This window comes from Patiriisocius sp. Uisw_017 (assembly GCF_047731265.1).
Taxonomy (GTDB): domain Bacteria; phylum Bacteroidota; class Bacteroidia; order Flavobacteriales; family Flavobacteriaceae; genus Patiriisocius.
Genome location: NZ_CP159835.1, coordinates 779140 through 802377, shown reverse-complemented (window position 1 = coordinate 802377; position 23238 = coordinate 779140). Strand labels below are relative to the sequence as shown.

The window sequence follows — 23238 nt, the reverse complement described above, 5'->3', positions numbered from 1 at the left end:
TGCATAAAAAAACCCCCAAAAGCTAAAGCTAAAGAGGGTTTATGGTTATTTAATCTTCTTACCACTCTTGTCAAAGAAGTGATATTCCAGATACGTGTAAGCATCTCTAGGTTGTATTTTCACCCATTTTTTATGCTCCATAAACCACTTATGGCGCAATGATGGAAAGCCTTTTGTGAAGAAGGCTGCTATAAAGGGATGTGTACTTAATGTCACATGTTTATAGTCTTGTTTGAAGAGTCTTTTAAGTTCTTCGGTAATTTTTTGTACCACTATGATAGGCGCTTCAATCTCACCGCTTTCACCACCAGGGGCTTCTTCGCGGGTTTTAATATTCATCTCAGGCCTAACGCGCTGGCGGGTAATCTGTATCAAACCAAATTTACTTGGAGGCAATATCTTGTGTTTCGCACGCTCATCTTTCATTTCGTTTTTCAAATGATCATAGAGTGCTTTTCTATTTTTGGCATGTGCCATGTCAATAAAATCTATCACTATAATGCCGCCCATATCTCGTAAACGTAATTGTCTTGCCACCTCTGTAGCCGCAATTATGTTAACTTCTAAGGCTGTATCTTCTTGGTTTTTAGATTTGTTACTTCGGTTACCACTGTTAACGTCTATGACGTGCATGGCCTCTGTGTGTTCTATAACCAGATACGTTCCTTTGGTCCCAGAAACGGTACGACCAAAGCTTGTTTTAATTTGTCTCTCAATTCCATGTTTCTCATACATTGGAACTTTTGAGTCATAAAGTTTAACGATACTTTCTTTACCAGGCGCAATTTCTTGCACATAATCTTTTATTTGTAAATAAAGTGTTTCATCATCTATGTGTATTGCAGAGAAATCGTCTGTAAAAACGTCTCTTATCATAGATGCCCCCCTATTTAACTCACTTAGCACCTTACTTGGGTGGTGAGCTCCCTGTAGCTTTTTGCACATCGCTGTCCAGCGATCTACTAGATTTTGTAAATCTTTATCCAGTTCTGCTACTTTTTTGCCTTCTGCTACGGTGCGTATAATAACACCAAATCCTTTAGGACGTATACTTGTAATTAATCGCTTTAATCTGTCTTTTTCTTCACGACTTTCTATTTTCTGAGAAACAGAAATTCGGTCTGAAAAAGGAACTAAAACAATATAACGGCCAGCTATAGATAGCTCGCTACTTATACGGGGTCCTTTTGTGGATATGGGTTCTTTAACTACCTGTACCAGAATAGATTGATTGGATTTAATAGCATTGTTAATGCCTCCATTTTTATCAATCTCCTTTTCAAATGGGAAATCTTTTAAAGAATACTCTTTAAGTTTACCTGTGCTTACACGTTTTACGAACTTCAACATTGATGAAATCTTTGGACCTAAATCATGATAGTGTAAAAAACCATCTTTTTCATACCCTACATTGACAAATGCAGCGTTTAGTCCTGGCACAGTTTTGCGAATTTTAGCGAGAAATACATCTCCAACTGCAAAATTGTTAGCCTCTTCTTCTTTGTTTAACTCGATAAGTCTTCCATCTTTTAAAAGAGCAAAATCAACTTCTTGTGAACTGGATCTAATAAATAATTCGTAGTTCACGTTACATTAATTTGTATCCATTCCGTAACGCTATAATTTGTTGTTACGAGAACAGATGGATTAAACAATAATTTATCACAGGTCTTTGTACTGTTTTATCCTTAATTTCACTAAGAATAAAATAAACCCGTCGAAATTATATATCATTAAAGGTAATTAGTGAGATATAATTTCATTTTCAAAGAACTTTTTGAGCGTTTAAAATACTTACTCCTGTATATGTGTTAAAAAGAAAAAGTAGTTTAAAACTACTTTTTCTTGTGACGATTTGCGCGTCTTCTCTTCTTACGCTTGTGCGTAGCTACCTTATGTCTTTTTCTTTTTTTACCGCTTGGCATATTAATTTGTTTTATAAAGCTTTTGTCGTTAAACAAAGCCTATTTGTTATTATTTTACTTCAACGTTAGTTTTAACTCCTTCTACAAATACTTTTGCAGGCTTAAATGCTGGGATGTTATGTGCTGGTATTTTGATCGTAGTATTTTTTGAAATGTTACGACCTGTTTTTTCAGCTCTTGTTTTGATAATGAAACTTCCAAAACCTCTAAGGTAAACATTATCTCCACCTTCAAGAGAAGTCTTTACTTCGCTCATAAATGTTTCCACAGTAGCTTGAACTTCACCTTTTTCCATTCCTAGTTTCTCTGAAATTTTTGCTACGATATCTGCTTTCGTCATGTCTTTCTGTTTTTAATTTTAAATAATTCAATTTTTTTTAACGACCGCAAATATAATAATTTAAAAGTCAATAATTCACAAGGTAACCTATTAAAATATAATTACATAAAGGTTATTTTTACCCAATGATGCAAAACAAGGCTTTTTTTCCTAAAAAACTCATTTATTGGTACTTAGAAAACAAAAGAGACTTACCTTGGAGAGGCTTAACAGATCCATATCGTATATGGCTCTCAGAAATTATGCTGCAACAAACAAGAGTTGCACAGGGAATGCCCTATTATTTTAAATTTACGGAGGCATTTCCTACAATCAAAGATTTAGCAAATGCGCCTGAAGACGAAGTGCTAAAATTATGGCAAGGTCTAGGTTATTATTCACGAGCCCGTAATCTGCACACAACAGCTAAGTATATAGCATATGATCTAAATGGAAGGTTTCCCAACACCTTTGAAGAATTATTAGAATTAAAAGGAGTTGGAGATTATACAGCGAGTGCTATTGGGAGTATTTGTTTTGATCTACCCACAGCGGTAGTAGATGGAAATGTGTACCGTGTGCTTTCTCGAGTTTTTGGCATATCAACTCCTATTAACAGCCCCGCTGGAATAAAGGAATTTAAAAAATGTGCTCAAGAACTGTTGGATCAATCTCAGCCTGGAACTTTTAATCAGGCGCTAATGGAATTTGGCGCAAGACACTGCAAGCCTCAAAAGCCGTTCTGCGAAACGTGTCCTTTTGATTCTATGTGTATAGCGAAGAAAAAAAATAAAATTTCTGAACTTCCGGTAAAACTGAAGAAAGTTAAGGTTAGAAAACGCTATTTTAATTATATGGTTCTTATTGCTGAAGGAGACAAAACAATTTTAGAACAACGTACTAAAAAAGGGATTTGGCAAAACTTATATCAATTTCCATTAATCGAAAGTGAAAAAACTATTTCGATCGCAACATTGAAAAAGACTGAAGCTTTTCAGCAATTAGAAAAGGAATATAGCATTGATTCGGTAGTATTGTATAACGACAAACCTATTATTCATAAACTTACACATCAGCATTTGAATACGAATTTTTGGATTGTATATTCGCCAAGTTCGGTTAAAAAAGGCACTGCTTTTTCTGCAGTTAAAAAGGCAGCTGTTCCGGTTTTAATTTCAAATTTTATTTCGCAATTCCCACTCTTTAAATGACACCTTTTTCTAATTGAAGTGATTTACATTTCTTGTTTGGAAACGAGAATTTTGGCTTTTGTGTTCCATTGATTTTTTTTTATAGCGTGTCCATAGCTAGGGTAATTAAAAAAAGCAACGATAGTGGGCAAAAGGAATATTCATAGGGAAAGCAAAAAGTCTAAATCACTTCATTATATTTATATTTCTAAACGTACCTTTGTGCGTTGTCAATTTTTACATTATGAATGGAACCCTCAATAAAGTTATGTTAATAGGCCATACTGGCGATGATATAAAAATGCACTATTTTGATGGTGGTGGCTGTGTTGGAAGGTTTCCGTTGGCAACTAATGATAGCTATACTAACAAAAGCACAGGCGAACGCATAGAAAATACAGAGTGGCACACGATTATTATGCGAAACAAAATGGCTGAAGCTTGCGAGAAACACCTCAAAAAAGGCGAGAAAATTTATATTGAGGGACGTATTAAAAATCGAAAGTGGCAAGATGATCAAGGAAACGATCGTTACAGTACAGAGATACAATGTACAGACTTTAATTTTTTGACAGCAAAATCTTCCCCGATTAGTGATGGGTCACAGGCGAGTAGTCAATCTACAACAGCAGAAACGAAGCAGGTTCAAAAACCGAATGTTGATGCAGATGATTTACCCTTTTAAAAATAAAAATTTTTGAGTTTACACCTTTTATTGTGGATATAGAACCTCCTAGTTTATTCTTAATAGCCCTTTTTAATGCCGCTAATATAACGAGCATTGTTACACTAATTGTCCTGTTGTTTTGTTCAGCACTTATCTCTGGAGCAGAAGTAGCAATGTTCTCTCTGTCTCCAATCGATTTTAAAGGGGACGGCGAAAAAGAGTTTTCTAAGAAATTACAGATCGTAAAAAAACTACTCGAACGGCCTAAAAAGTTACTAGCAACCATTCTCGTTGCAAACAACTTCTTAAACATTGCTATCGTTTTATTGTTTGAATCGCTGAGTTCTATCTGGTTTGAAGGTTGGAATAACCAAATTAACCTCTATTTTTTTGAATTAAGCCTGGTTTTTTTAGTTAAAGTCGTGGCGGTTACCTTTCTAATCTTGCTTTTTGGAGAGATTTTACCAAAAATATATGCAAGCCGAAACAAACTTTTGTTCGCTTCATTTATGGCGTATCCGTTAAGAGTGCTGGATGTTATTTTGACACCTATAAGTATGCCAATGCGTTCTGCCACAATTTTTATTCACGACAAATTTGGGAAGCAGAAATCAAATCTTTCAGTAGACCAATTATCTCAAGCGCTCGAGTTGACAGATGAAACCGACACTACTTCCGAAGAACAAAAAATCTTACAGGGCATTGTAACCTTCGGTAATATTGATACGAAGCAGGTAATGAAAAATAGGATGGATATCTTTGCTTTAAACGAAGAGCTTTCTTATCAAGAAATCCTGCCAGATATTATAGAACACGGTTATTCGCGTATTCCCGTTTATAAAGATAACGTTGATAATATTACAGGAATTTTATATGTCAAAGATTTAATCCCTCATATAGACCGTAAAACACTAGATTGGCAAAATTTAAAACGCGAGGCTTATTTTGTTCCAGAAAACAAGAAACTAGATGATCTTCTCAATGAGTTTAAAACGATGAAAATGCACTTAGCAATTGTCGTAGATGAATATGGTGGGACCAGTGGTCTTATCTCTTTAGAAGATATTATTGAAGAGATTGTAGGAGAAATTAGTGATGAGTTTGATGATGAAGATCTGGTTTTTTCAAAATTAGATGAGAATAATTATGTCTTTGAAGGCAAAACGGCACTCAAAGATTTTTATAAAGTGATTGGGATTGAGGATGCCTCCATCTTTGAAGATAAAAAAGGGGAGGCAGAAACCCTTGCGGGATTTTTATTAGAAATCTCAAAAGGATTCCCAAAGAAGCACGAGGTAATAATATATCATAATTATTCGTTTACTATCGAGGCGTTTGAAAACAAACGTATTCAGCAAATAAAATTATCAATATTACCAAAGGTATAATGCGCAGTATAATGCTTCTTATTTTTTGTATCAGTTTGACGGCTTGTCAAGACGATGTGGTTATAAAACCAGATGCCGAACTTAGGCTCGACTATCCCACCGCCACCTATAATACTTCTGAAACAGGCTGTAATTACAATTTTATGATCAATGATAATGCAGTGCTAGTAAAAAATAGAAATTGTGCCTCAAAAGTAGCTTACCCTAAAATGAATGCTACTATATATATAACCTATCAAAAAGTTGAAAATAACAACCTGGACTCTTTGTTGTACGATGCACAAAAATTGGCCTACAATCACGATATAAAAGCAAACAGCATCCCCGAACAAGTATTTGTAAATCCAGATAATAAAGCCTTTGGAATTTTTTACAGTATCAACGGTAATGCTGCCTCTCAATCCCATTTTTATTTGACGGATAGTATTCAGCATTTTATAACGGGGTCTCTTTATTTTGAAGCAAAACCCAATTTTGATTCTATTTATCCCGCGGTTGTTTATTTGCGGGACGACATTAGGGCTATGATGGAAACTTTAGAATGGTCTACTCATTAGGGAACGGCATTATTCAGTGCGCTTAAGACCTTTTAATCAACTATAAAAAAAGAGTTCCTCCCCTAGCAGTTAAAAATTTTCAATGAAACAGAATATACTTCTTCTGCGTACAGGGGAAGGTGTATTTCGGTTGCATTATAAATGAGCCAAAGATTTTTCAATCGAAATTCGGAAGGGGCCTTTTTTTACGGCAAAATTTTAAATCAAACAAATCCCTCGGTATTTGCTTTGTGAAAATCTTCGTTCTCTAGGCGGTTAACTTGCGCCCATTATTCACAATTCTAAATTCATATTTTATAATTAAAACCCCATCTTTGCATTTCAAAATAATTCATAATTCTGAATCCCAAATTCTGAATTAAAAACAATGAAAAACCTACCAACAAAATGGGTGTACCTTGTCATACTATCAATAGTGTGGGGAAGTTCTTTTATACTTATTAAAAAGGCGTTAATAGGTCTTACTCCCTTGCAATTAGGTGCGTTGCGAACATTATTTGCAGCTGCGTTTTTATTGTTAATAGGTTTTAATTCGATTAAAAAAATTAAAAAAAGCGAATGGAAATGGATTGCAATTTCTGCATTTCTAGGCACCTTTATTCCTGCCTTTCTTTTTGCTTTTGCTGAAACAGAAATTGATAGTGCTGTGGCTTCCATCTTAAACTCTACAACACCCATAATGACACTTATCTTCGGCGCAGTACTTTTTAGTATAACGTTTACACGAAATCAGCTTTTTGGGGTTTTTATTGGGCTTATTGGTAGTTTTTTACTCATTTTAGCAGGTGCAGAAGTAAACCCAAACCAAAATTATTGGTATGCGACCTTGGTGTTATTAGCATCGGTTTGTTATGCCCTTAATGTTAATATCATCAAAAGACATTTGCAAGAAATCCCCGCGATGGCAATTGCTGCGGGTAATTTTTTAGTTTTAATTATTCCAGCATTTGTGGTGTTATTGTTTTCTGGATTTTTTAAACAAGAGGTGTTGTATTCTGAAACTGTACATATTTCTTTAGGGTATTTAGCAATCCTTGCGGTGTTTGGAACAGGCGTGGCAAAAGTGTTATTTAATAAACTGGTGCAAATAAGCACACCCGTATTTGCTACTTCAGTAACCTACACCATTCCTATTATAGCCTTGTTATGGGGTTTTTTAGATGGCGAAACGTTTACAATTTGGCAAGGTGGTGCGGCTTTGATTATTATTTTAGGGGTGTTTTTGACGAATCGGAAAAAGAAAACAACTACTTTTTAATCACTTTAAAAACTTTTTTCTGCCCGTTGCTAGTACTAATTTCCAGAAAATAGATACCTGTGAACCAAGCGTTTGTGTCTATTTTATCTGTAAAAACAGGGGACTCCCAGATTTTTTTGCCTAGAACATTGGTGACGCTCATTTTTGCCAGTTTCTCTTTACTCCCACCTTTTATAAACAATGCAGTATCCGTGGGGTTGGGGTAGACGTTTATTGCCCTTAATTCTTCCTCTGAGGTATTTAAAATAAGTTGGTTTTCATACCATACGATCGTGTCGTCGTTTTGCGAGGATCGCACTGCATCAAGATCACCATCGTTGTCTATGTCAACGGCTAAGCATTTCGATCCAACAAATTCGCTTTCTATTATCATAGGTGCGCTAAATGTGCCCAAACCATCCACATTTTCGTACCACTTTAAGAAAGGATTTAGTGGTGATGATGTTAAAACATCAATATCACCATCATTGTCTATATCAACTGCTCTAACACCACTGGCTGTGTCAGAGAGTGATATATTAATTTCTGAAGAAAAATTTCCTGTACCATCTATATTTTTGTACCATACAACCCTGTCTAAGGCAACATAAACAGCTAAAACGTCAATAAACCCGTCATTGTCAAAATCTGCTAATACTGTGTGGGTAGCTCCAACACCAATACCGCCTACTTCTTGTTTAGTTGCAAAATTTCCAAAACCATCTATATTCTCAAACCACCATACTTTATAGGAGGTGCTTACTAAATCTAAATCGCCGTCATTGTCTAGGTCTTCCATGGCTAGTGACCTAGAAACAGGGACGCTACCTATTAGTATTGCATTCCCAAAATGCCCTAATCCATCTGTGTTTTCAAACCACTCTATTCGTGACCCATCTCCTCCCCAAATAATGTCTAAATCACCATCTGCATCAATATCTTCTGCCATCATAAAGAAAGCACCTAATGCATTAGTAGATATTATTTTTCGATTACTGAAATTACCTAATCCATCCAAATTTTCATACCAAACTAAAAGTTCCGAAGCATATGATAGCCCCATCACATCTATATCTCCATCTCCATCTAAATCTCCTGTGCTAACATGAATTGTTTGATCTAAAAAAGCTATTTGCTGTCTCGGAGAAAATGTACCCCCAACATTATTTTTATACCATGAGATGTTGCTGCCAAACTTATTGGCAGATAGAATGTCACTTAACCCGTCACCATCTATATCTGCAGCGTCAATCCAGCGCACCCCATCGGCGGTATTTGTAATAGGCTTTAAACCCGAGAATTGTGAATGACAAATAGAGGCATGAAGCAGGAAATAAAGTATTGATAGATATTTCATGATTTATTCGTTTTCTTTTAACGAAGCTACCATAATTTCATGAATTTCAATGTTTGAATAGTATTTTCTATTCTAAAGCTACCTTTCAATAGTAGTTCATTAATATTATTAATAAAGGGTTTGTGATTTCGTTAAATACATTTATATTTGCAGCCCCTTAGGCGAATTCTGTTTGGTTCACAATGTGAAATGAACTTAAAATTTTCGAAGGAAAACAAAAAACTAATTTAATAAATAAACGTTACAGCTATGTTCGCAATTGTAGAAATAGCAGGGCAGCAATTTAAAGTTGCAAAAGATCAAAAAGTCTTTGTACATCGTTTAGCAGCAGCAGCAGGAGAAAATGTTTCTTTTGATACTGTGTTAATGCTAAGTGAAGGTGATAAAGTTACTGTTGGCGCCCCGGCTATCGATGGAGCTCAAGTAGGAGCAAAAATCATTAAGCACCTTAAAGGTGATAAAGTTATTGTATTCAAGAAGAAAAGAAGAAAAGGATACAGAGTAAAGAATGGTCACAGACAATCACTTACTGAAATTGTAATTGAAAGTATTGTAGTTTCTGGAGCCAAAAAAGCGGCTCCTGAAAAAGAAGCAAAGCCATCAGCTTTAAAAGTTGAAAAGCCGGCTGCTAAAAAAGAAGAAAGTGCATCTAACGATGTTTCTTCTCATACCGTTGCTGAATTAAAAGCAATGGCAAAAGAAAAAGGCGTTACAGGCTACACTTCTATGAAGAAAGCTGAATTAATAGCTGCTTTAAGTTAATTTTTAAAACTAAGAGAAAATGGCACATAAAAAAGGAGTTGGTAGTTCGAAGAATGGTAGAGAATCAGAATCAAAGCGTCTAGGCGTTAAGATATTTGGTGGACAAGCTGCCATTGCAGGGAATATCATAATCAGACAAAGAGGAAATACACATCACCCAGGCGAGAATGTATATGGTGGAAAAGACCACACATTACACGCAAGAGTGGATGGTGTTGTAAAATTCACTAAAAAAAGAGATAACAAATCATACGTAAGTATCGTTCCTTTCGCGGAAGCTTAAGCATCCTCTTACCTTAATTAATAAACTCCAATCGATACATTCGGTTGGGGTTTTTGTGGTTTAACTTCTGTTTTAATATGTGGTGTTATTTTTGATTAAAAAACATCAAATTTCAAACCATGAAAACTTCAGGAGTACTCTTCTTAGCCCTGTTTTTAGGCTCTTGCATTCCTATTTCAATTAAGCCAGAAATTATTGATTATAGTATCACTAACGGAGCAAAATTTAAAAGAGGACTTCCCAATCAAACGGTTTTTGTTTTTGAAGACCCTAAAGATACAGAGGAGTTTTATACCTATATAAAAGTAAAATTTAATAGGCAATATCAAGATGTGGGACACCACATTCCGGTGGAAGTATATGACACAGCGTTTTATGTGACCTTCTGCGAGACAGAACGAACCACCAAGACAATAAAATTAATACTCATTACAGCTGATGTTGCTTTGCAAGCTGCAGATATTGCCGGGGGCGACCTTTATAGATAGCCACACTAGTAGAGAAGGGAAATGGTATTTAGTCATTACCGTTAATTATGGGGATTTAAAAGATGCGCTCAACAAATCAACTGTCCATAGTGATGATTTACTTCAATTTTTGCGCAAAATGAAACAAGAATACCGAACGACGGCAAGCTGTCAAGAAATCTACTTTAAAAATCCGCCTAGCCAGTAGTATTTTGTTTTAATCCTCTCTTTGAATCTAATTTTTATTCTTAGGTAAATTCACTACTTTAGTATTTCAAAAATAAAGCTCCATGAAAAATTTTATTCTTTCCATTTTTACACTGTTGTTGCTCTCTTTTTGCATTGAAAATGTAAACGCCCAAGAAATTACCAAATATGATTTTTTAGAAGTCATCATAGTTCAAAAAGCGAACAACCGTGGTAAAGTAAAGCGTATTCGAGTAGAAGAACAAGAGGCGCTAGTTGGTAAAACAATTACCATCGAACAAATGGAAGATTTAGACACTACCGCACAATTACTCAATTATATGAATACCAATAACTGGGAGTTTATAGATAGACAAGCCATTGTTTCAGATGACAACGATCCTGTTTGGATGAGCTATATCTTTAGAAAACTGAAATAAAAGCTCTGCCTGAAAACTGCAAAGACTCTATGCTACAATCATCAATATAGGGCATTTATCAAAAACTTTTCTAATTTCTGCTTTAAAACAGATCACACCTCGTTCAAAATTTATTTCTAAAAAGAAAACCCTCCTGCTTAAAAAAGCACAAGGGTCTCTGTATTTAATATTTCCGAAGTCAATCATAGATGTTAAATCTAACATCAAAAATCGCACATCGACTAGTATCTGTAGTACTCAGGCTTATAAGGTCCTTCAACCGTTACCCCAATGTATTCAGCTTGGTCTTGTTTAAGTTCAGTAAGCTCAACACCGATTTTTGCTAAGTGTAATTTAGCTACTTTCTCATCAAGATACTTTGGTAACATATATACTTTGTTATCGTAGTTATCGCTGTTTTTCCACAATTCGATTTGGGCTAATGTTTGGTTTGTAAAAGAGTTACTCATTACAAAACTCGGGTGGCCGGTAGCACATCCTAAGTTTACCAATCTACCTTCAGCAAGTAAGATGATGTCTTTTCCGTTAAGGTCATATCGATCAACTTGTGGCTTGATTTCGTCTTTTACTGCGTTTTTGTTTAACCAAGGCACATCAATTTCGTTGTCAAAATGCCCAATGTTACAAACGATGGTTTTATCCTTCATTGCTTCAAAATGTTCTGGGCGAACGATGTCTTTATTTCCAGTAGTTGTAATTACGATATCTGCATTTTCAATAACATTTTCTAACTTCTTAACTTCAAAACCGTCCATTGCAGCTTGTAATGCGCAAATTGGATCAATTTCGGTTACTGTTACGATAGAACCTGCACCTTTAAAAGAAGCGGCAGTTCCTTTTCCAACATCACCATATCCACAAACAATTACTCTTTTACCCGCTAACATTATATCTGTTGCACGTCTTACTGCATCAACAGCACTCTCTCTACAACCGTATTTGTTGTCAAATTTAGATTTGGTAACACTATCGTTAATGTTGATAGCCGGCATTGGTAACGTTCCGTTTTTTACACGTTCGTATAATCGGTGAACCCCCGTAGTTGTTTCTTCAGACAGCCCATTAATACCAGCAGATAATTCTGGATATTTATCCAAAACCATATTTGTTAAATCACCACCGTCATCTAAAATCATATTTAATGGCTTGCGATCTTCGCCAAAGAAAAGTGTCTGCTCGATACACCATTCAAATTCCTCTTCGTTCATCCCTTTCCAAGCATATACTGGAGTTCCAGTAGCAGCAATGGCGGCGGCAGCCTGATCTTGTGTAGAGAATATATTACAAGAAGACCAAGTAACTTCTGCTCCTAGATCTTGTAATGTTTCGATTAATACAGCTGTTTGAATCGTCATATGCAGACATCCTGCAATACGCGCTCCTTTTAAAGGCTGCTCATTTTTGTATTCTTCGCGCAAAGACATCAATCCTGGCATTTCTGCTTCGGCAAGTCTAATTTCTTTACGTCCCCATTCTGCTAGGGAAATATCTTTTACTTTAAACGCTGTGTAAGGTACTGTTTTTGTTGACATAGAAAATTTAATTTTCATTCCCACTCAGGTGGGAAACTCGTTAATTTATTGCTATTTTGTAATGGTTTAATTACTGAAATTTTAAACTACCGTAATCTCGTTTTAAACATTCCAATTTGAGACTGCAAAAGTAAGCAAAAGCAATCAAAAAATAATGTCTATTTACAAAACTATAACATTGTCTAAGGATACTAAGGTCCTCATTTGGAAGATAGAAGAGTCTTTTGAGGATTTAGCGGAAGGTATTTTACTCACAGACCATTGTCAAAATCGGGTAGATGGAATGAAAAGCGATTTACATCGCAGAGGTTTTATGAGCGTGCGGCATTTGTTGGCACAAATGGGTTATACAGACCACGACTTATTTTATGATGAAAACGGAAAACCACATTTAAAAGATGGAAACTGCATTTCCATTACCCATTCTTACACGTTTGCAGCAATTATTGTTGGCCCTTCGGAAGTTGGAATCGATATTGAAAAACAACGACAGAAAATTCTAAGAATAGCGCACAAATTCACTCCAATTGAAGAGTATCGAACCCTCGCGAATGATGATGCAATTATAAGAAAACTAACAATAGTTTGGGGAGCAAAAGAAAGCTTGTATAAGAGTTTTGCAAATCCCGGACTAAGCTTTTTAGAAAATATTTTTGTAGCAGATTTTAGATTAGATGCAAAGCAAAGTACTGCGGTAGTTGCATTCAAAGATAAAACCGAAACCTATAATATTTATTTTGAAGAGTTTGAAGAATTTACATTAGTGTACGCATTAACAAAGCTTCTTAAATGATGATAAGTACATTTGCTAATTATCAAAATTTACTTTCAGAAATTTCTCAGAACAAGAAACTACTTGCCATTTTAATAGATCCTGAAAAGTTTGACAGTACAAGTTGTAAGGCTTTTATAAGTAGGATTCCGAAAGAAACTACGCACTTATTTATTGGCGGGAGCACGGTTCCAAAAAATGTAACTAAAGCATTAGTAGCCCAATTAAAGAGAACAACACGCCTCCCTATTTTTATTTTTCCAGGGGACGCAGATCAGATTTGTTTTAATGCAGATGCCCTGTTGTTTTTATCTCTCCTCTCTGGAAATAATCCAGAATATTTAATTGGTCAACAAGTTGAAGCCGCAGCTAAGCTTAAAAATCAGTCTTTAGAAATAATTGCTACAGGATATTTATTAATTGATGGAGGCACTGAATCTGCTGTGGCACGAGTTACAAATACGTCTCCTTTACTTCAAAATAATGTGGATTTAATAGTCCATACGGCATTAGCAGGAGCTTTAATGGGGGCAAAAGTTATTTACTTAGAAGCGGGTAGCGGTGCAAAAACACCAGTATCTGAAAAGATTATTTCCGAAGTAAAAAAAGCGCTAAAAATTCCATTAATCGTGGGTGGAGGAGTTCGCACCACAGCACAACTAGAGGAAGCATACAGTGCGGGAGCAGATATGGTTGTGATGGGGACTGTTTTTGAGAAAAAGTAGGCATTGGTGTTGGGCAACAGCATAGGGTGCTGGATATGCGCTAAGCTTTGTATTACCTATCCAGTGTAAGCTACTAGAAATGTAATTGGAACCAAACATATTTAGGTAGCCTGGCTGCTATTTTTTAGAGTAAGCATTTGTAGTTGGCAGTTTTCTGAATTATCCTTAAAAATAATAGCATCCAATTTTTTTTATTAAATGGGTTATAAGGTATGTCTCTTGAAGAGAGCAAAGCGAACAGATATGTGTCTTGGGACAAGCTATTTACAAATATTAAATCAACTAACTAAGTAAAGGTCACTAAGTAATTCTGCGAATTTAGGATACTTAAATAGAGAAATTTTCTTCGCAAAATAGCACCCCAATAATGGTTTGGTATAATAACGAAAGCAAAGGTTACTGAGTGATTTTTCGGAAAGGGTAAAAATGAAATTGAAAATTAGCAATCGCAAAATAGTACCGAAGTGTATATTTGCACCATGAACATTTTAGTAGCGCTTGCACTTACTCCATTACAGGACGACTATGAACCTGCGATCATCGATTTTATTAAGAAATTGAGGGGCTCGGGATTAACGGTTCTTGAAAATCCATTATGTACTCAGGTCTATGGAGATTATGACAATGTAATGACAGTACTTAAAACCGAAATAAAAATTGCACTTGAAGCGGTTGAAAGAGTATTGCTATATATTAAAATTGTAAAACCTGACCGAAGCGATTATGAACCTCATTTTTGATTTTCTATTTGGTCAGTACTCAGCATATGATACACTGGACATTGTTTTAGAATTATTGGCTTCAGTTCTTGCCATTGCCTCTGTCGTTTATTCAAAACGAAACAACATTTTAGTATTTCCTACGGGAATGATTTGCACGGCAATTTTTGTGTATTTATTATTAAAGTGGGGCCTATTAGGCGATATGATGATTAATGGGTACTATTTTGTAATGAGTATATATGGGTGGTATATCTGGACGAGAAAAGTGGGCGATAAACAAGTAACCTCAATCTCTAAAACGACCACCAAAGAACACAAGATCTCTATCGTTATTTTTGTAAGTACGTTTGTATTTGTATGGATAGTGTATGCTATATTTGATAAGTTCAACCATTGGACGGCATATATAGATACCTTTACAACGGCAATCTTTTTTGTTGGGATGTGGTTGATGGCAAAAAGGAAAATTGAAAATTGGATCTATTGGATTGTGGGTGATATCATTACCGTTCCGCTTTATTTTTATAAAGGACTAACTTTTAGCAGCTTTCTATATTTTGCACTAACTATTATTGCTATTTTTGGATATCTAGAATGGAAAAAACTCTTGCACAAACCCCAAGTAACTGCTTAAAAATAGTGCTTTTTGGTCCAGAAAGCACAGGTAAAACTACCTTAGCAATTCAACTTGCGGAGCATTATCAAGAGCCGTGGGTACCCGAGTATATGCGTGTTTATTTAGAAAAAAAATGGGTGAAATCACAAAAAAGCATTGAAAAAGAGGACCTACTCGCTATTGCAGAAGGACAAATGAATGCAGAGAATGTGCTTTTGGCTAAAGCAAAAAAAGTGTTATTTTTAGACACTAACTTACTGGAAATAAAAACATACTGTGAGTATTACTATCAGGGTTTTTGTCCTTCAGAAATTAAAAGTGCTGCTGCTCAAAACAAGTATGATCATTATTTTTTAACAGGAATAGATGTTCCATGGGAATTTGATGATTTACGTGACAGACCTAACGATAGAGAAATAATGTTTCGTACTTTTGAGAAGGAACTCTTGCAAAACTCACTCCCATATACTATATTGAGGGGTAACCAAAAATACCGTTTAAAGAAAGCCATAACTGTAATCGAAGAATTACGCAAGAAGAATTAAAATCGTATGTTTAATAGGCAAGACCTCCAACAATTTGAGGCCCAAGGGCTTGATGAAGAAAAGGTTAAAAACCAGCTAAGGTTTTTTAAAAAAGGAACTCCATTCGTTGCTATTGTAACGGCTGCTGGTATAAATAATGGCATAGAAAGTCCTTCTGAAAAGGAACTGAATCAACTTGCTAGTTATTATAGTAAACATAAACAAGACAAAGATATTGTTAACTTTGTTCCTGCCAGTGGAGCAGCAACAAGAATGTTTAATTTTTTACACACCTTCTTGGAGGGCTATGATCCAGAAGAAGAGTTGCTTTCCAGTTATATTAAAATAAATAAACTTACTGAACTCGATATATTTTTTAGAAACTTAAAGCATTTTCCATTCATAAAAGTTTTAAGAACAAAGATTAGAGAATTATATCCCGACTACAAAAAATCAAACAAAGGTGTTCGGATGTTTTGGCTTGTTAAAACCTTGCTTACAGAAGATGGTTTGGGATATAGTAAACTTCCAAAAGGCCTTATCCCATTTCATAAATATCTAAAATATAGTCGAACTGCTTTTGAGGAACAACTTTATGAGGCAACTCAATATGCAGCAGCTTATGACAATGTTCACTTGCATTTCACATTTTCTCCGCAACACATAGACCTGTTTAAAGAGGCATTTAAAGCTATTGAAAATAAAATCACTAAAAAGACAAAAATTGGAGTAAAAATCTCTTTTTCTTTTCAAGAATGTAGTACAGATACTATTGCTGTAAATAGAGATGATTCAATATATAGAGACGAAAAAGGAGCACTCGTGTTTAGACCTTCGGGACACGGGGCACTTCTTAATAATTTAAATAATGTAGACGCAGATATCGTTTTTATAAAAAACATCGATAATGTTGTCGCAGAAGAATATCTAAAAAGCAGTGTTAAATACAAGAGAATGCTGGCGGGGAAGTTGCTTAAAGTTCAGTCTCGGATTTTTTCTTACTTAGAGGAAATAATGCAACGCAATGTTCCCAATGAAAGGCTAAGCGAGATGAAATCTTTTTTATGGAACGAGCTAAATATTAAAGAAATTCCAAATACTGAAGCAGGTATTGCCGATATCCTTAACAGGCCCATACGTGTCTGCGGAGTGGTAGAAAATACGGGTAGTCCTGGAGGAGGACCATTTTGGGTCAAAGATGTTGATGGTTGCATTTCGCTACAAATTGTAGAAATGTCCCAAATTGATAAAGAAGACTTTAGACAACTCAATATTGTAAATGAAGCAACGCATTTTAATCCGGTGGATATCGTTTGTGGAATTAGAAATTGTAAGGGAGAAAAATTTAATCTTCATCATTATAGTAATCCGGACGCATGCTTTATAAGCAACAAAACTATAGAAGGAAAACCTATTAAGGCACTTGAACTTCCCGGTCTTTGGAACGGCGGTATGGCAAAGTGGAACACCATTTTTATGGAAGTGCCTATTGAGACATTTAATCCAGTCAAAACGGTCAACGATTTGCTCCGTCCTAGGCATCAGCCCAACGCATAATGAATACTGAAATCGTCATAAAAGAGCTTACATTTAAAGCTGTGCGAAGCAGCGGTCCTGGGGGGCAACACGTTAATAAAACATCCTCCAAAGTCAATGTAAGTTTTGATATTGAAAACTCTAAAGGATTAACTGAAACAGAAAAAAATAAAGTAAGAGAGAAACTTAGCAACCGAGTTTCTTCGGCGGCGGTACTTTCTATCTCTTGCAGCGACTCCCGAAGCCAGCATAGGAATAAGGCCTTGGTTGTTGAGAAACTACTTCGATTACTAAAGAAAAGTTTGCGGGTTGTAAAACCTAGAAAAAAAACAAAACCTTCCAGAAGTGCTATTGAACGAAGGGTGACGTCTAAAAAGAAGAATGCCTTAAAAAAGTCAAACCGAAGACCCCCTAGCGTAGAGTAAAATTTCAAAAGAATATTTTTGTTTGAATATTTTTTGATTTTTATTATGCTGTAAAACACAATATTCTATCTTTGTAGGGCATCTCAAAGGGGTGCTTTCTTGATTAAAAATTGTGGATCGGAGATTATTGAATATCAGTTCAAAATCGACAATCAAAAATTATAAATCGTTTAGGCTGAGATTATACCCATAGAACCTAGAACAGGTAATGCTGTTTAGGAAATATAACGTCGCATTGAGTGTGATCCAGATGTGTTTTGTTGTTTATACTTTAGCCAATTGGCAGCACTCAGAAAGACATCATTTTATTTTTAATAAAGAATAATGCTCCTTTTATTCGTCACAAAACCATTGTACGAATGAAAACAATTATTACCACTATTTTTGCTGCTTTTAGTATTTCTGCAGTCATTGCACAAGTGCCTAACCAAGTTCAAGATTCCACCAAAGTGGAGAACCTTGGTGAAGTCCTTATCAAATCTGTAAGGGTCGCAGCAGATTCGCCCATTACACACTCCAACCTTAGCGCAGAACAGCTCGAAAAACGAAATTTAGGGCAAGACATTCCCTTTATGCTACAGTATTTACCTTCTGTTGTGAGCACAAGTGATGCTGGAGCAGGTATTGGATATACTTCTTTTAGAGTAAGAGGTAGTGATGCTTCCCGCATTAATGTAACACTCAACGGGATTCCGTTTAATGACGCTGAAAGTCAAGGTACCTTTTTTGTGAACTTGCCAGATTTTACCTCTTCAGTTGAAAGTTTACAACTGCAACGTGGAGTAGGAACTTCTGTAAATGGAAGTGGCTCTTTTGGTGCGAGTTTAAACTTATTGACAGACGGTATTTCTAAAGAAGCTTCTGCAGAAATAGCCAGCTCTATAGGTTCTTTTAATACCCGAAGGCATAATTTAAAATTTAGTACAGGACTCCTTAATGATCACATAGAAATTGCAGGACGGCTGTCTTCTATTAAAAGTGATGGTTATGTGGATAGAGCCTCATCAGACTTACAATCTTATTTTTTACAAGCAAGTTATGTGGATGATAACACCTTAATAAAAGCCATTGGTTTTGGAGGTCGTGAGGAGACTTATCAAGCTTATTGGGGTATTGATGCCAGCCAGTTAGCTGAAAATCGACGCTTTAATATCATAGGACAACAATTTGATGCTAATGGTGATTTTGAAGGCTTCTACGACAATGAAGTAGATAATTATGCGCAAGATCATTATCAATTATTGTGGAATCAAAAATATGATAATAAATGGAGTAGTAATGTAGCAATGAACTATACCTATGGTAGAGGGTATTTTGAACAATATGTTGATGACCAGTTTTACCCTAACAACTTTTTTAGTGACCAAGCTAGTTTCGAATTTTTAGGAGTGGAGCCATACACTATTAATGGAGCCGAAATCACATCGACAGATTATATAAGACGTCGCTGGTTAGACAATGATTTTTATGCCATAAACGCATCTGTGAATTATAAAGATGAAAACTGGGATACAACTACAGGTGCCTTTGCAAGTCTGTATCAAGGAGATCATTTTGGTGAAATATTATGGAGTGAATTTCCTATTGATTATGATTATAAAGAACGGTATTATGAAGGAACTGGTGAAAAAACAGAAGTGACAGTTTTCTCTAAGGCAACCTATAAAATAGCTACTCAATGGAGCGTGTATGGTGATCTACAAGGACGCTTTGTAAGACATACCACTACAGGGATTGAATCTGATAAAACACCGTTAGAGGTAGCCGTGAATTATAATTTTTTCAACCCTAAGTTTGGTGCTGCTTATCAACACAATGATGCAAACCAATTATACCTTTCTTACGGTAGAGCAAATAGAGAGCCGCGTCGTAGTGATTTTGAAGAGGGATTATTTATAGCGGAAAGATTAGATGATTATGAGCTAGGATGGCGTTATAAAAAAGAAAAGGTGATGGTAAATACCAACGCTTATTTTATGAATTATAAAGACCAATTAGTCCTTACTGGTGCCTTAAATGATGTAGGTGCTCCAATAAGAGCAACTAGTGGGAACAGTTATCGTTTAGGACTTGAAATAGATGCGGCTATTTCCTTGACAAAACATGTAAAACTAATGCCCAATCTTGCTGTTAGTACTAATAAGAATGTAGACTTTATATTTCAGCAAGATGGTGAAGTTGTAAATTTAGGAAATACCAATTTGCCTTTTTCGCCAGCTATTGTAGCTGCAAATAATTTAATGATACGCCCATTAAAAAACTTTGAAATAGGGCTATTATCAAAGTATGTAGGAGAGCAATATATGGGTAATATAGACAGTGAGTTTTCAAAACTAGATGCCTATTTTATTCAAGATATTAATTTGGTGTACCGTTTACAAGGAGTGCCATTTGTTAAAGAGATTGTTTTTAACGGTCTTGTAAACAATGTTTTGGATACTCAGTTTGTAAACAACGGATTTTTCTTCACGTTTGATGATGACTTTAGTGTGCCAGGCGAAGTAACTACCCAAGAAGGAGCAGGGTTTTACCCACAAGCAGGAGCTAACTTTTTAGTGGGGGCTACTATTAAGTTTTAGGCTGAAATTTTTTAAGAAAATAACGTTAAAACCCCAATTCCGTTTTAAAGGAATTGGGGTTTTAAATTTCAGAATAATACGATAAACTATCTTTTTCTTTAGAATATGCTTTACAATTTCCCGTAAATAAATAAAATTTTCGATAGTTAATAAAATCCTTGTGTATTTATTTATTTTTTATACCTTAGTTTTTTAATTACACCTCCTCCCCGGTAATTTGTTTCTAAATACCAATTTATTGCTACGTATCTATTCCTAAAGTCATGAATAAAACATATATTTTTTTTGTGTTATTTTTTTCTGCGATGTATGTCAATGCTCAAATTGTTGATATTCCAGATCCAAATTTTAAGAATGCACTGCTATCAATGAATCCTGACATAGATGCAAATAATGATGGAGAAATACAAGTAGCTGAGGCACAAGAAACTACTACTATTAGTGTAAATGCTGCGTTTATTGATGATTTAACTGGTATCGAGGCCTTTGTGAATATCACTTACTTAGACTGTACTTCAAATAACTTAACTTTTATTGACGTAAGTAATAATACTGCATTGGAGGTTTTTTTATGTTATGAAAATGAACTCACTTCAATTGATATAAGTAATAATAGTTCATTATTTCAATTTGAATGTAGGTTTAATCAACTTACATCGATAGATGTGAATAGTAATCCTAATTTGTTACTTTTTTCAATGGGAAATAATACTATAGCAGAACTTGATTTTAGTAATAATCCTATTCTCTCTATACTGGAATGTCGAGAAACTCTTTTGGAAAATTTAGATTTAAGTGCAAATAGTAATTTATTCTCATTGATTTGCAATAATAATATGCAATTTCAATCAATCAATTTGCAAAACGGAAATAACGAGAATATAACTTTTGATGGTATATACTCAAGTAATTTCGAAAATCTACCCATATTAAAGGATATCTGTATAGATGATGTTGATAATGTGGTGTTGATAGATGAAATAACAAGTCAAGTAGGTCACGCAATTAATTTTACAGAAAATTGTACACTAGGGATAGAAGATAGTATTGAAACAAAAACAACATTTTTCCCTAACCCATCAAGTGAATTTATAACTATTGAAAGCTCTCAATCCTTTAATGAAATTCTAGTGTACAACGTGCAGGGTAAATTACTAAAAAGCTATTCATCAAATACGAAGACACAGACACTAAATATCTCTGAATTTCGAACAGGTGTCTACTTTTTTAAGGTGAAGGGGGAAGAAACATCTTTTACAAAACAAATTATTAAAAATTAAAATTTTTAGTATAAAAAATATACTCTCATTATTACTTGTTATAAGTCTTTTTTACGGTTGTAATCAGGATGATGAAAATGAAGATTCGGGCCCTACATTACCTTTAATTACACAAACTGGAGAAAATACATTTGGGTGTAAAATAAATGGTATCGTTGTAATTCCGAGAGACGGCACTGGTACATTTACAGGGCCAGATCGCGGAATGTATTATTGGGGTTCTACTTCAACAGTGTATACAGATATTAATGTTGTGGATTTTAAGAGCGGAACTAGTGGACGAATAAATATCCATTTACATGATTTGTACAATCTAAAAGAAGGTGATTATTTTATCGGAGAGAGTAATGGGAATAGAGGATTTCATTCAAATCCATGGCCAAATTTTTATTGTAGAGTATTAGATTCTGAGACGCAAACGATTAAGCGATATTTTTCTGTAGAGGAGGGAGGTATAATTACAATTACAAGATTCGATTTAGACAATAGAATTGTCTCTGGTATTTTTAATGGAAGAGCAGCCAATATAAACAACCCAACTGATATTATAGAAATTACTGAAGGGCGATTCGATATAAATTGGGAAGAACTGCCAGGGATACAATTCCCGTAAATATAAAAAGGCACCACGTCAATGATGCCTAACATTAATAAACAAAAATTAATTTTCACTCAAGTTTAATCTATGCCATATTAACATTACAAATTTATGAGAAATTTTTTACTATGATTTACAAGGAAAACTTTTAATCACCCAAGATGGGACTACCATGTCTCAATCAATTAATAGCGCTAAGCTACAAACTGGTGTATATTTTCTTGAAATTATTGGACATAGCAACACACTCACAAAACGAATTATTAAAGAATAAAAAAAGCTATTATGAAATATTCAATCTTAATACTATTGCTTATTGGTTTAGTGCATAGCTGTAATGAAAGTGATGATGAATTTAATCCTACACTACCTCTTATAACGCAAACGGGCGCAAACACTTTTGGCTGCTACGTAGATGGTGTGCTTGTTACTCCAAGAAATGGAGCTACTTCTTCACTTGGGCACCCAACTCCTGGAATGATTATGAGTAGTGGTCCCCAAACACAAGAGATCCCCTACCATGAATTAAGGATTCGTGACTCTAAAAGCGGAACTGGAGCAATACTGAATATTCACTTTATCAACTTAGATGAAAATGGTGAAGGTGTATTTACAATTAATGAAAGTAATTGTTATAGCAACGTGTACTCGCCTGTTAATTTAAATATATTTTGTAGAATTTTTGATAATGATACCCAAGCATTTAAATGGTATTGTTCTATAGAAAATTCTGGAGAATTACTGATTACACGTTACGATAAAAATGAAGGTATTTTTTCTGGAACTTTTAGTTGCAAAGCTATAAATAGAGATAATCCCGATGAAATTATCGAGATTACCCAAGGTCGTTTTGATATAAACTGGAAATTATTAAATAATTTTTCAGATTTCCCTTAAAAAAAAGGTGCCACGCCAATGACACCTTAAACATAATACATAAACCAAATTACCATATTGTTTCATCTATTAATACTTCAAAATTATGAGAAATTTTTTACTATGACCTACAAGGAAAACTTTTAATGACCCAAGATGGGACTACCAAGTCTCATTCAATTAATATCGCTAAGCTTCAAACTGGGGTTTATTTTCTTGAAATTATTGGATATAACAACGCAATCACAAAACGAATTATTAAAGAATAAAAAAAG

General features: G+C 34.9%; 26 protein-coding genes. 22 read left to right on the top strand and 4 right to left on the bottom strand.

The features are described from left to right. Positions 1–45: 45 nt before the first annotated feature. Both ABXT67_RS03650 and ABXT67_RS03645 read right to left on the bottom strand, forming a co-directional pair. A complete protein-coding gene (locus ABXT67_RS03650) occupies positions 46–1587 on the bottom strand; it encodes an Rne/Rng family ribonuclease (protein WP_415375929.1) in 1542 nt (513 codons plus the stop codon). 387 nt (positions 1588–1974) lie between these two features. Continuing rightward, positions 1975–2265 carry an HU family DNA-binding protein gene (locus ABXT67_RS03645; protein ID WP_415375928.1) on the bottom strand — a complete coding sequence of 97 codons (291 nt, stop codon included), beginning with the start codon at positions 2263–2265 and terminating at the stop codon, positions 1975–1977. A 125-nt stretch (positions 2266–2390) separates the two neighbouring features. On the opposite strand from ABXT67_RS03645, the gene mutY reads away from it, so the two are divergent. From mutY to ABXT67_RS03620, 5 genes are all read left to right on the top strand, one after another. Further along, positions 2391–3455, top strand: a complete 1065-nt coding sequence (gene mutY, locus ABXT67_RS03640; RefSeq protein WP_415375927.1) for an A/G-specific adenine glycosylase — start codon at positions 2391–2393, stop codon at positions 3453–3455. Between the two features lie 223 nt (positions 3456–3678). After that, positions 3679–4119, top strand: a complete 441-nt coding sequence (locus tag ABXT67_RS03635) for a single-stranded DNA-binding protein (RefSeq protein ID WP_415375926.1) — start codon at positions 3679–3681, stop codon at positions 4117–4119. A 32-nt stretch (positions 4120–4151) separates the two neighbouring features. Next, complete coding sequence (locus ABXT67_RS03630; RefSeq protein WP_415375925.1) at positions 4152–5489, top strand: gliding motility-associated protein GldE; 1338 nt, start codon at positions 4152–4154, stop codon at positions 5487–5489. An 11-nt stretch (positions 5490–5500) separates the two neighbouring features. Further along, positions 5501–6046, top strand: coding sequence for a gliding motility lipoprotein GldD (gene gldD / locus ABXT67_RS03625; protein ID WP_415375924.1), 546 nt, complete (start codon positions 5501–5503; stop codon positions 6044–6046). A 367-nt stretch (positions 6047–6413) separates the two neighbouring features. After that, positions 6414–7304 carry a DMT family transporter gene (locus ABXT67_RS03620; RefSeq protein ID WP_415375923.1) on the top strand — a complete coding sequence of 297 codons (891 nt, stop codon included), beginning with the start codon at positions 6414–6416 and terminating at the stop codon, positions 7302–7304. Here the strand turns inward: ABXT67_RS03620 and ABXT67_RS03615 are convergent. Next, positions 7294–8640: a T9SS type A sorting domain-containing protein gene (locus ABXT67_RS03615; RefSeq protein WP_415375922.1), complete on the bottom strand. Its 1347-nt coding sequence runs from the start codon at positions 8638–8640 to the stop codon at positions 7294–7296. The genes ABXT67_RS03620 and ABXT67_RS03615 overlap by 11 nt on opposite strands. Positions 8641–8889: 249 nt before the next feature. Here ABXT67_RS03615 and rplU point away from each other — a divergent pair, with 249 nt between their 5' ends. From rplU to ABXT67_RS03595, 4 genes are all read left to right on the top strand, one after another. Further along, entirely contained in the window at positions 8890–9402 is a 513-nt protein-coding gene (gene rplU, locus ABXT67_RS03610) for a 50S ribosomal protein L21 (RefSeq protein WP_415375921.1), read from the top strand. A gap of 19 nt (positions 9403–9421) precedes the next feature. Further along, the gene (gene rpmA / locus ABXT67_RS03605; protein WP_415375920.1) at positions 9422–9685 is read left to right on the top strand and encodes a 50S ribosomal protein L27; all 264 of its coding nucleotides are present in this window, start codon (positions 9422–9424) and stop codon (positions 9683–9685) included. Positions 9686–9804: 119 nt separating this feature from the next. Next, positions 9805–10173 carry a hypothetical protein gene (locus ABXT67_RS03600; RefSeq protein ID WP_415375919.1) on the top strand — a complete coding sequence of 123 codons (369 nt, stop codon included), beginning with the start codon at positions 9805–9807 and terminating at the stop codon, positions 10171–10173. 269 nt (positions 10174–10442) lie between these two features. Then, positions 10443–10778: a hypothetical protein gene (locus ABXT67_RS03595; protein WP_415375918.1), complete on the top strand. Its 336-nt coding sequence runs from the start codon at positions 10443–10445 to the stop codon at positions 10776–10778. A 221-nt stretch (positions 10779–10999) separates the two neighbouring features. Here ABXT67_RS03595 and ahcY read toward each other — a convergent pair whose 3' ends face one another. Then, positions 11000–12310, bottom strand: a complete 1311-nt coding sequence (gene ahcY, locus ABXT67_RS03590) for an adenosylhomocysteinase (protein WP_415375917.1) — start codon at positions 12308–12310, stop codon at positions 11000–11002. A 154-nt stretch (positions 12311–12464) separates the two neighbouring features. Here ahcY and ABXT67_RS03585 point away from each other — a divergent pair, with 154 nt between their 5' ends. From ABXT67_RS03585 to ABXT67_RS03525, 13 genes are all read left to right on the top strand, one after another. After that, positions 12465–13103 carry a 4'-phosphopantetheinyl transferase superfamily protein gene (locus tag ABXT67_RS03585; RefSeq protein WP_415375916.1) on the top strand — a complete coding sequence of 213 codons (639 nt, stop codon included), beginning with the start codon at positions 12465–12467 and terminating at the stop codon, positions 13101–13103. Next, entirely contained in the window at positions 13100–13807 is a 708-nt protein-coding gene (locus tag ABXT67_RS03580; RefSeq protein ID WP_415375915.1) for a geranylgeranylglyceryl/heptaprenylglyceryl phosphate synthase, read from the top strand. Before ABXT67_RS03585 ends, ABXT67_RS03580 begins: the two co-directional genes overlap by 4 nt. A 479-nt stretch (positions 13808–14286) precedes the next feature. After that, the gene (locus ABXT67_RS03575; RefSeq protein ID WP_415375914.1) at positions 14287–14547 is read left to right on the top strand and encodes a thiamine-binding protein; all 261 of its coding nucleotides are present in this window, start codon (positions 14287–14289) and stop codon (positions 14545–14547) included. Then, the gene (pnuC, locus tag ABXT67_RS03570) at positions 14531–15163 is read left to right on the top strand and encodes a nicotinamide riboside transporter PnuC (RefSeq protein ID WP_415375913.1); all 633 of its coding nucleotides are present in this window, start codon (positions 14531–14533) and stop codon (positions 15161–15163) included. The genes ABXT67_RS03575 and pnuC overlap by 17 nt, the downstream gene beginning before the upstream one ends. Further along, positions 15124–15690 carry an AAA family ATPase gene (locus ABXT67_RS03565; protein WP_415375912.1) on the top strand — a complete coding sequence of 189 codons (567 nt, stop codon included), beginning with the start codon at positions 15124–15126 and terminating at the stop codon, positions 15688–15690. Before pnuC ends, ABXT67_RS03565 begins: the two co-directional genes overlap by 40 nt. 6 nt (positions 15691–15696) lie before the next feature. Then, entirely contained in the window at positions 15697–17226 is a 1530-nt protein-coding gene (locus tag ABXT67_RS03560; RefSeq protein WP_415375911.1) for a DUF4301 family protein, read from the top strand. Next, a complete protein-coding gene (arfB, locus tag ABXT67_RS03555) occupies positions 17226–17630 on the top strand; it encodes an alternative ribosome rescue aminoacyl-tRNA hydrolase ArfB (RefSeq protein ID WP_415375910.1) in 405 nt (134 codons plus the stop codon). The genes ABXT67_RS03560 and arfB overlap by 1 nt, the downstream gene beginning before the upstream one ends. 359 nt (positions 17631–17989) lie before the next feature. Further along, positions 17990–20209, top strand: a complete 2220-nt coding sequence (locus ABXT67_RS03550) for a TonB-dependent receptor (protein WP_415375909.1) — start codon at positions 17990–17992, stop codon at positions 20207–20209. A gap of 263 nt (positions 20210–20472) precedes the next feature. Then, positions 20473–21489 (top strand): T9SS type A sorting domain-containing protein, encoded by a 1017-nt coding sequence (locus ABXT67_RS03545; protein ID WP_415375908.1) that lies wholly within the window; start codon positions 20473–20475, stop codon positions 21487–21489. A gap of 205 nt (positions 21490–21694) precedes the next feature. Further along, positions 21695–22102: a hypothetical protein gene (locus ABXT67_RS03540; RefSeq protein WP_415375907.1), complete on the top strand. Its 408-nt coding sequence runs from the start codon at positions 21695–21697 to the stop codon at positions 22100–22102. Positions 22103–22205: 103 nt separating this feature from the next. Beyond that, the gene (locus ABXT67_RS03535) at positions 22206–22361 is read left to right on the top strand and encodes a T9SS type A sorting domain-containing protein (RefSeq protein WP_415376916.1); all 156 of its coding nucleotides are present in this window, start codon (positions 22206–22208) and stop codon (positions 22359–22361) included. A gap of 11 nt (positions 22362–22372) precedes the next feature. Then, positions 22373–22984 carry a hypothetical protein gene (locus ABXT67_RS03530; protein WP_415375906.1) on the top strand — a complete coding sequence of 204 codons (612 nt, stop codon included), beginning with the start codon at positions 22373–22375 and terminating at the stop codon, positions 22982–22984. Between the two features lie 92 nt (positions 22985–23076). Next, positions 23077–23232 carry a T9SS type A sorting domain-containing protein gene (locus tag ABXT67_RS03525; RefSeq protein ID WP_415376915.1) on the top strand — a complete coding sequence of 52 codons (156 nt, stop codon included), beginning with the start codon at positions 23077–23079 and terminating at the stop codon, positions 23230–23232. Positions 23233–23238 lie beyond the last annotated feature (6 nt).

Bases quoted from the DNA above. Each gene is read 5' to 3' on its own strand.
- ABXT67_RS03645 (WP_415375928.1), bottom strand. From the start codon at position 2,265: ATGACGAAAGCAGATATCGTAGCAAAAATTTCAGAGAAACTAGGAATG.
- mutY (WP_415375927.1), top strand. From the start codon at position 2,391: ATGATGCAAAACAAGGCTTTTTTTCCTAAAAAACTCATTTATTGGTAC.
- ABXT67_RS03635 (WP_415375926.1), top strand. From the start codon at position 3,679: ATGAATGGAACCCTCAATAAAGTTATGTTAATAGGCCATACTGGCGAT.
- gldD (WP_415375924.1), top strand. From the start codon at position 5,501: ATGCTTCTTATTTTTTGTATCAGTTTGACGGCTTGTCAAGACGATGTG.
- ABXT67_RS03620 (WP_415375923.1), top strand. From the start codon at position 6,414: ATGAAAAACCTACCAACAAAATGGGTGTACCTTGTCATACTATCAATA.
- ABXT67_RS03615 (WP_415375922.1), bottom strand. From the start codon at position 8,640: ATGAAATATCTATCAATACTTTATTTCCTGCTTCATGCCTCTATTTGT.
- rplU (WP_415375921.1), top strand. From the start codon at position 8,890: ATGTTCGCAATTGTAGAAATAGCAGGGCAGCAATTTAAAGTTGCAAAA.
- rpmA (WP_415375920.1), top strand. From the start codon at position 9,422: ATGGCACATAAAAAAGGAGTTGGTAGTTCGAAGAATGGTAGAGAATCA.
- ABXT67_RS03600 (WP_415375919.1), top strand. From the start codon at position 9,805: ATGAAAACTTCAGGAGTACTCTTCTTAGCCCTGTTTTTAGGCTCTTGC.
- ABXT67_RS03595 (WP_415375918.1), top strand. From the start codon at position 10,443: ATGAAAAATTTTATTCTTTCCATTTTTACACTGTTGTTGCTCTCTTTT.
- ahcY (WP_415375917.1), bottom strand. From the start codon at position 12,310: ATGTCAACAAAAACAGTACCTTACACAGCGTTTAAAGTAAAAGATATT.
- ABXT67_RS03585 (WP_415375916.1), top strand. From the start codon at position 12,465: ATGTCTATTTACAAAACTATAACATTGTCTAAGGATACTAAGGTCCTC.
- ABXT67_RS03580 (WP_415375915.1), top strand. From the start codon at position 13,100: ATGATGATAAGTACATTTGCTAATTATCAAAATTTACTTTCAGAAATT.
- ABXT67_RS03575 (WP_415375914.1), top strand. From the start codon at position 14,287: ATGAACATTTTAGTAGCGCTTGCACTTACTCCATTACAGGACGACTAT.
- pnuC (WP_415375913.1), top strand. From the start codon at position 14,531: ATGAACCTCATTTTTGATTTTCTATTTGGTCAGTACTCAGCATATGAT.
- ABXT67_RS03565 (WP_415375912.1), top strand. From the start codon at position 15,124: ATGGAAAAAACTCTTGCACAAACCCCAAGTAACTGCTTAAAAATAGTG.
- ABXT67_RS03560 (WP_415375911.1), top strand. From the start codon at position 15,697: ATGTTTAATAGGCAAGACCTCCAACAATTTGAGGCCCAAGGGCTTGAT.
- arfB (WP_415375910.1), top strand. From the start codon at position 17,226: ATGAATACTGAAATCGTCATAAAAGAGCTTACATTTAAAGCTGTGCGA.
- ABXT67_RS03550 (WP_415375909.1), top strand. From the start codon at position 17,990: ATGAAAACAATTATTACCACTATTTTTGCTGCTTTTAGTATTTCTGCA.
- ABXT67_RS03545 (WP_415375908.1), top strand. From the start codon at position 20,473: ATGAATAAAACATATATTTTTTTTGTGTTATTTTTTTCTGCGATGTAT.
- ABXT67_RS03540 (WP_415375907.1), top strand. From the start codon at position 21,695: ATGTATTATTGGGGTTCTACTTCAACAGTGTATACAGATATTAATGTT.
- ABXT67_RS03530 (WP_415375906.1), top strand. From the start codon at position 22,373: ATGAAATATTCAATCTTAATACTATTGCTTATTGGTTTAGTGCATAGC.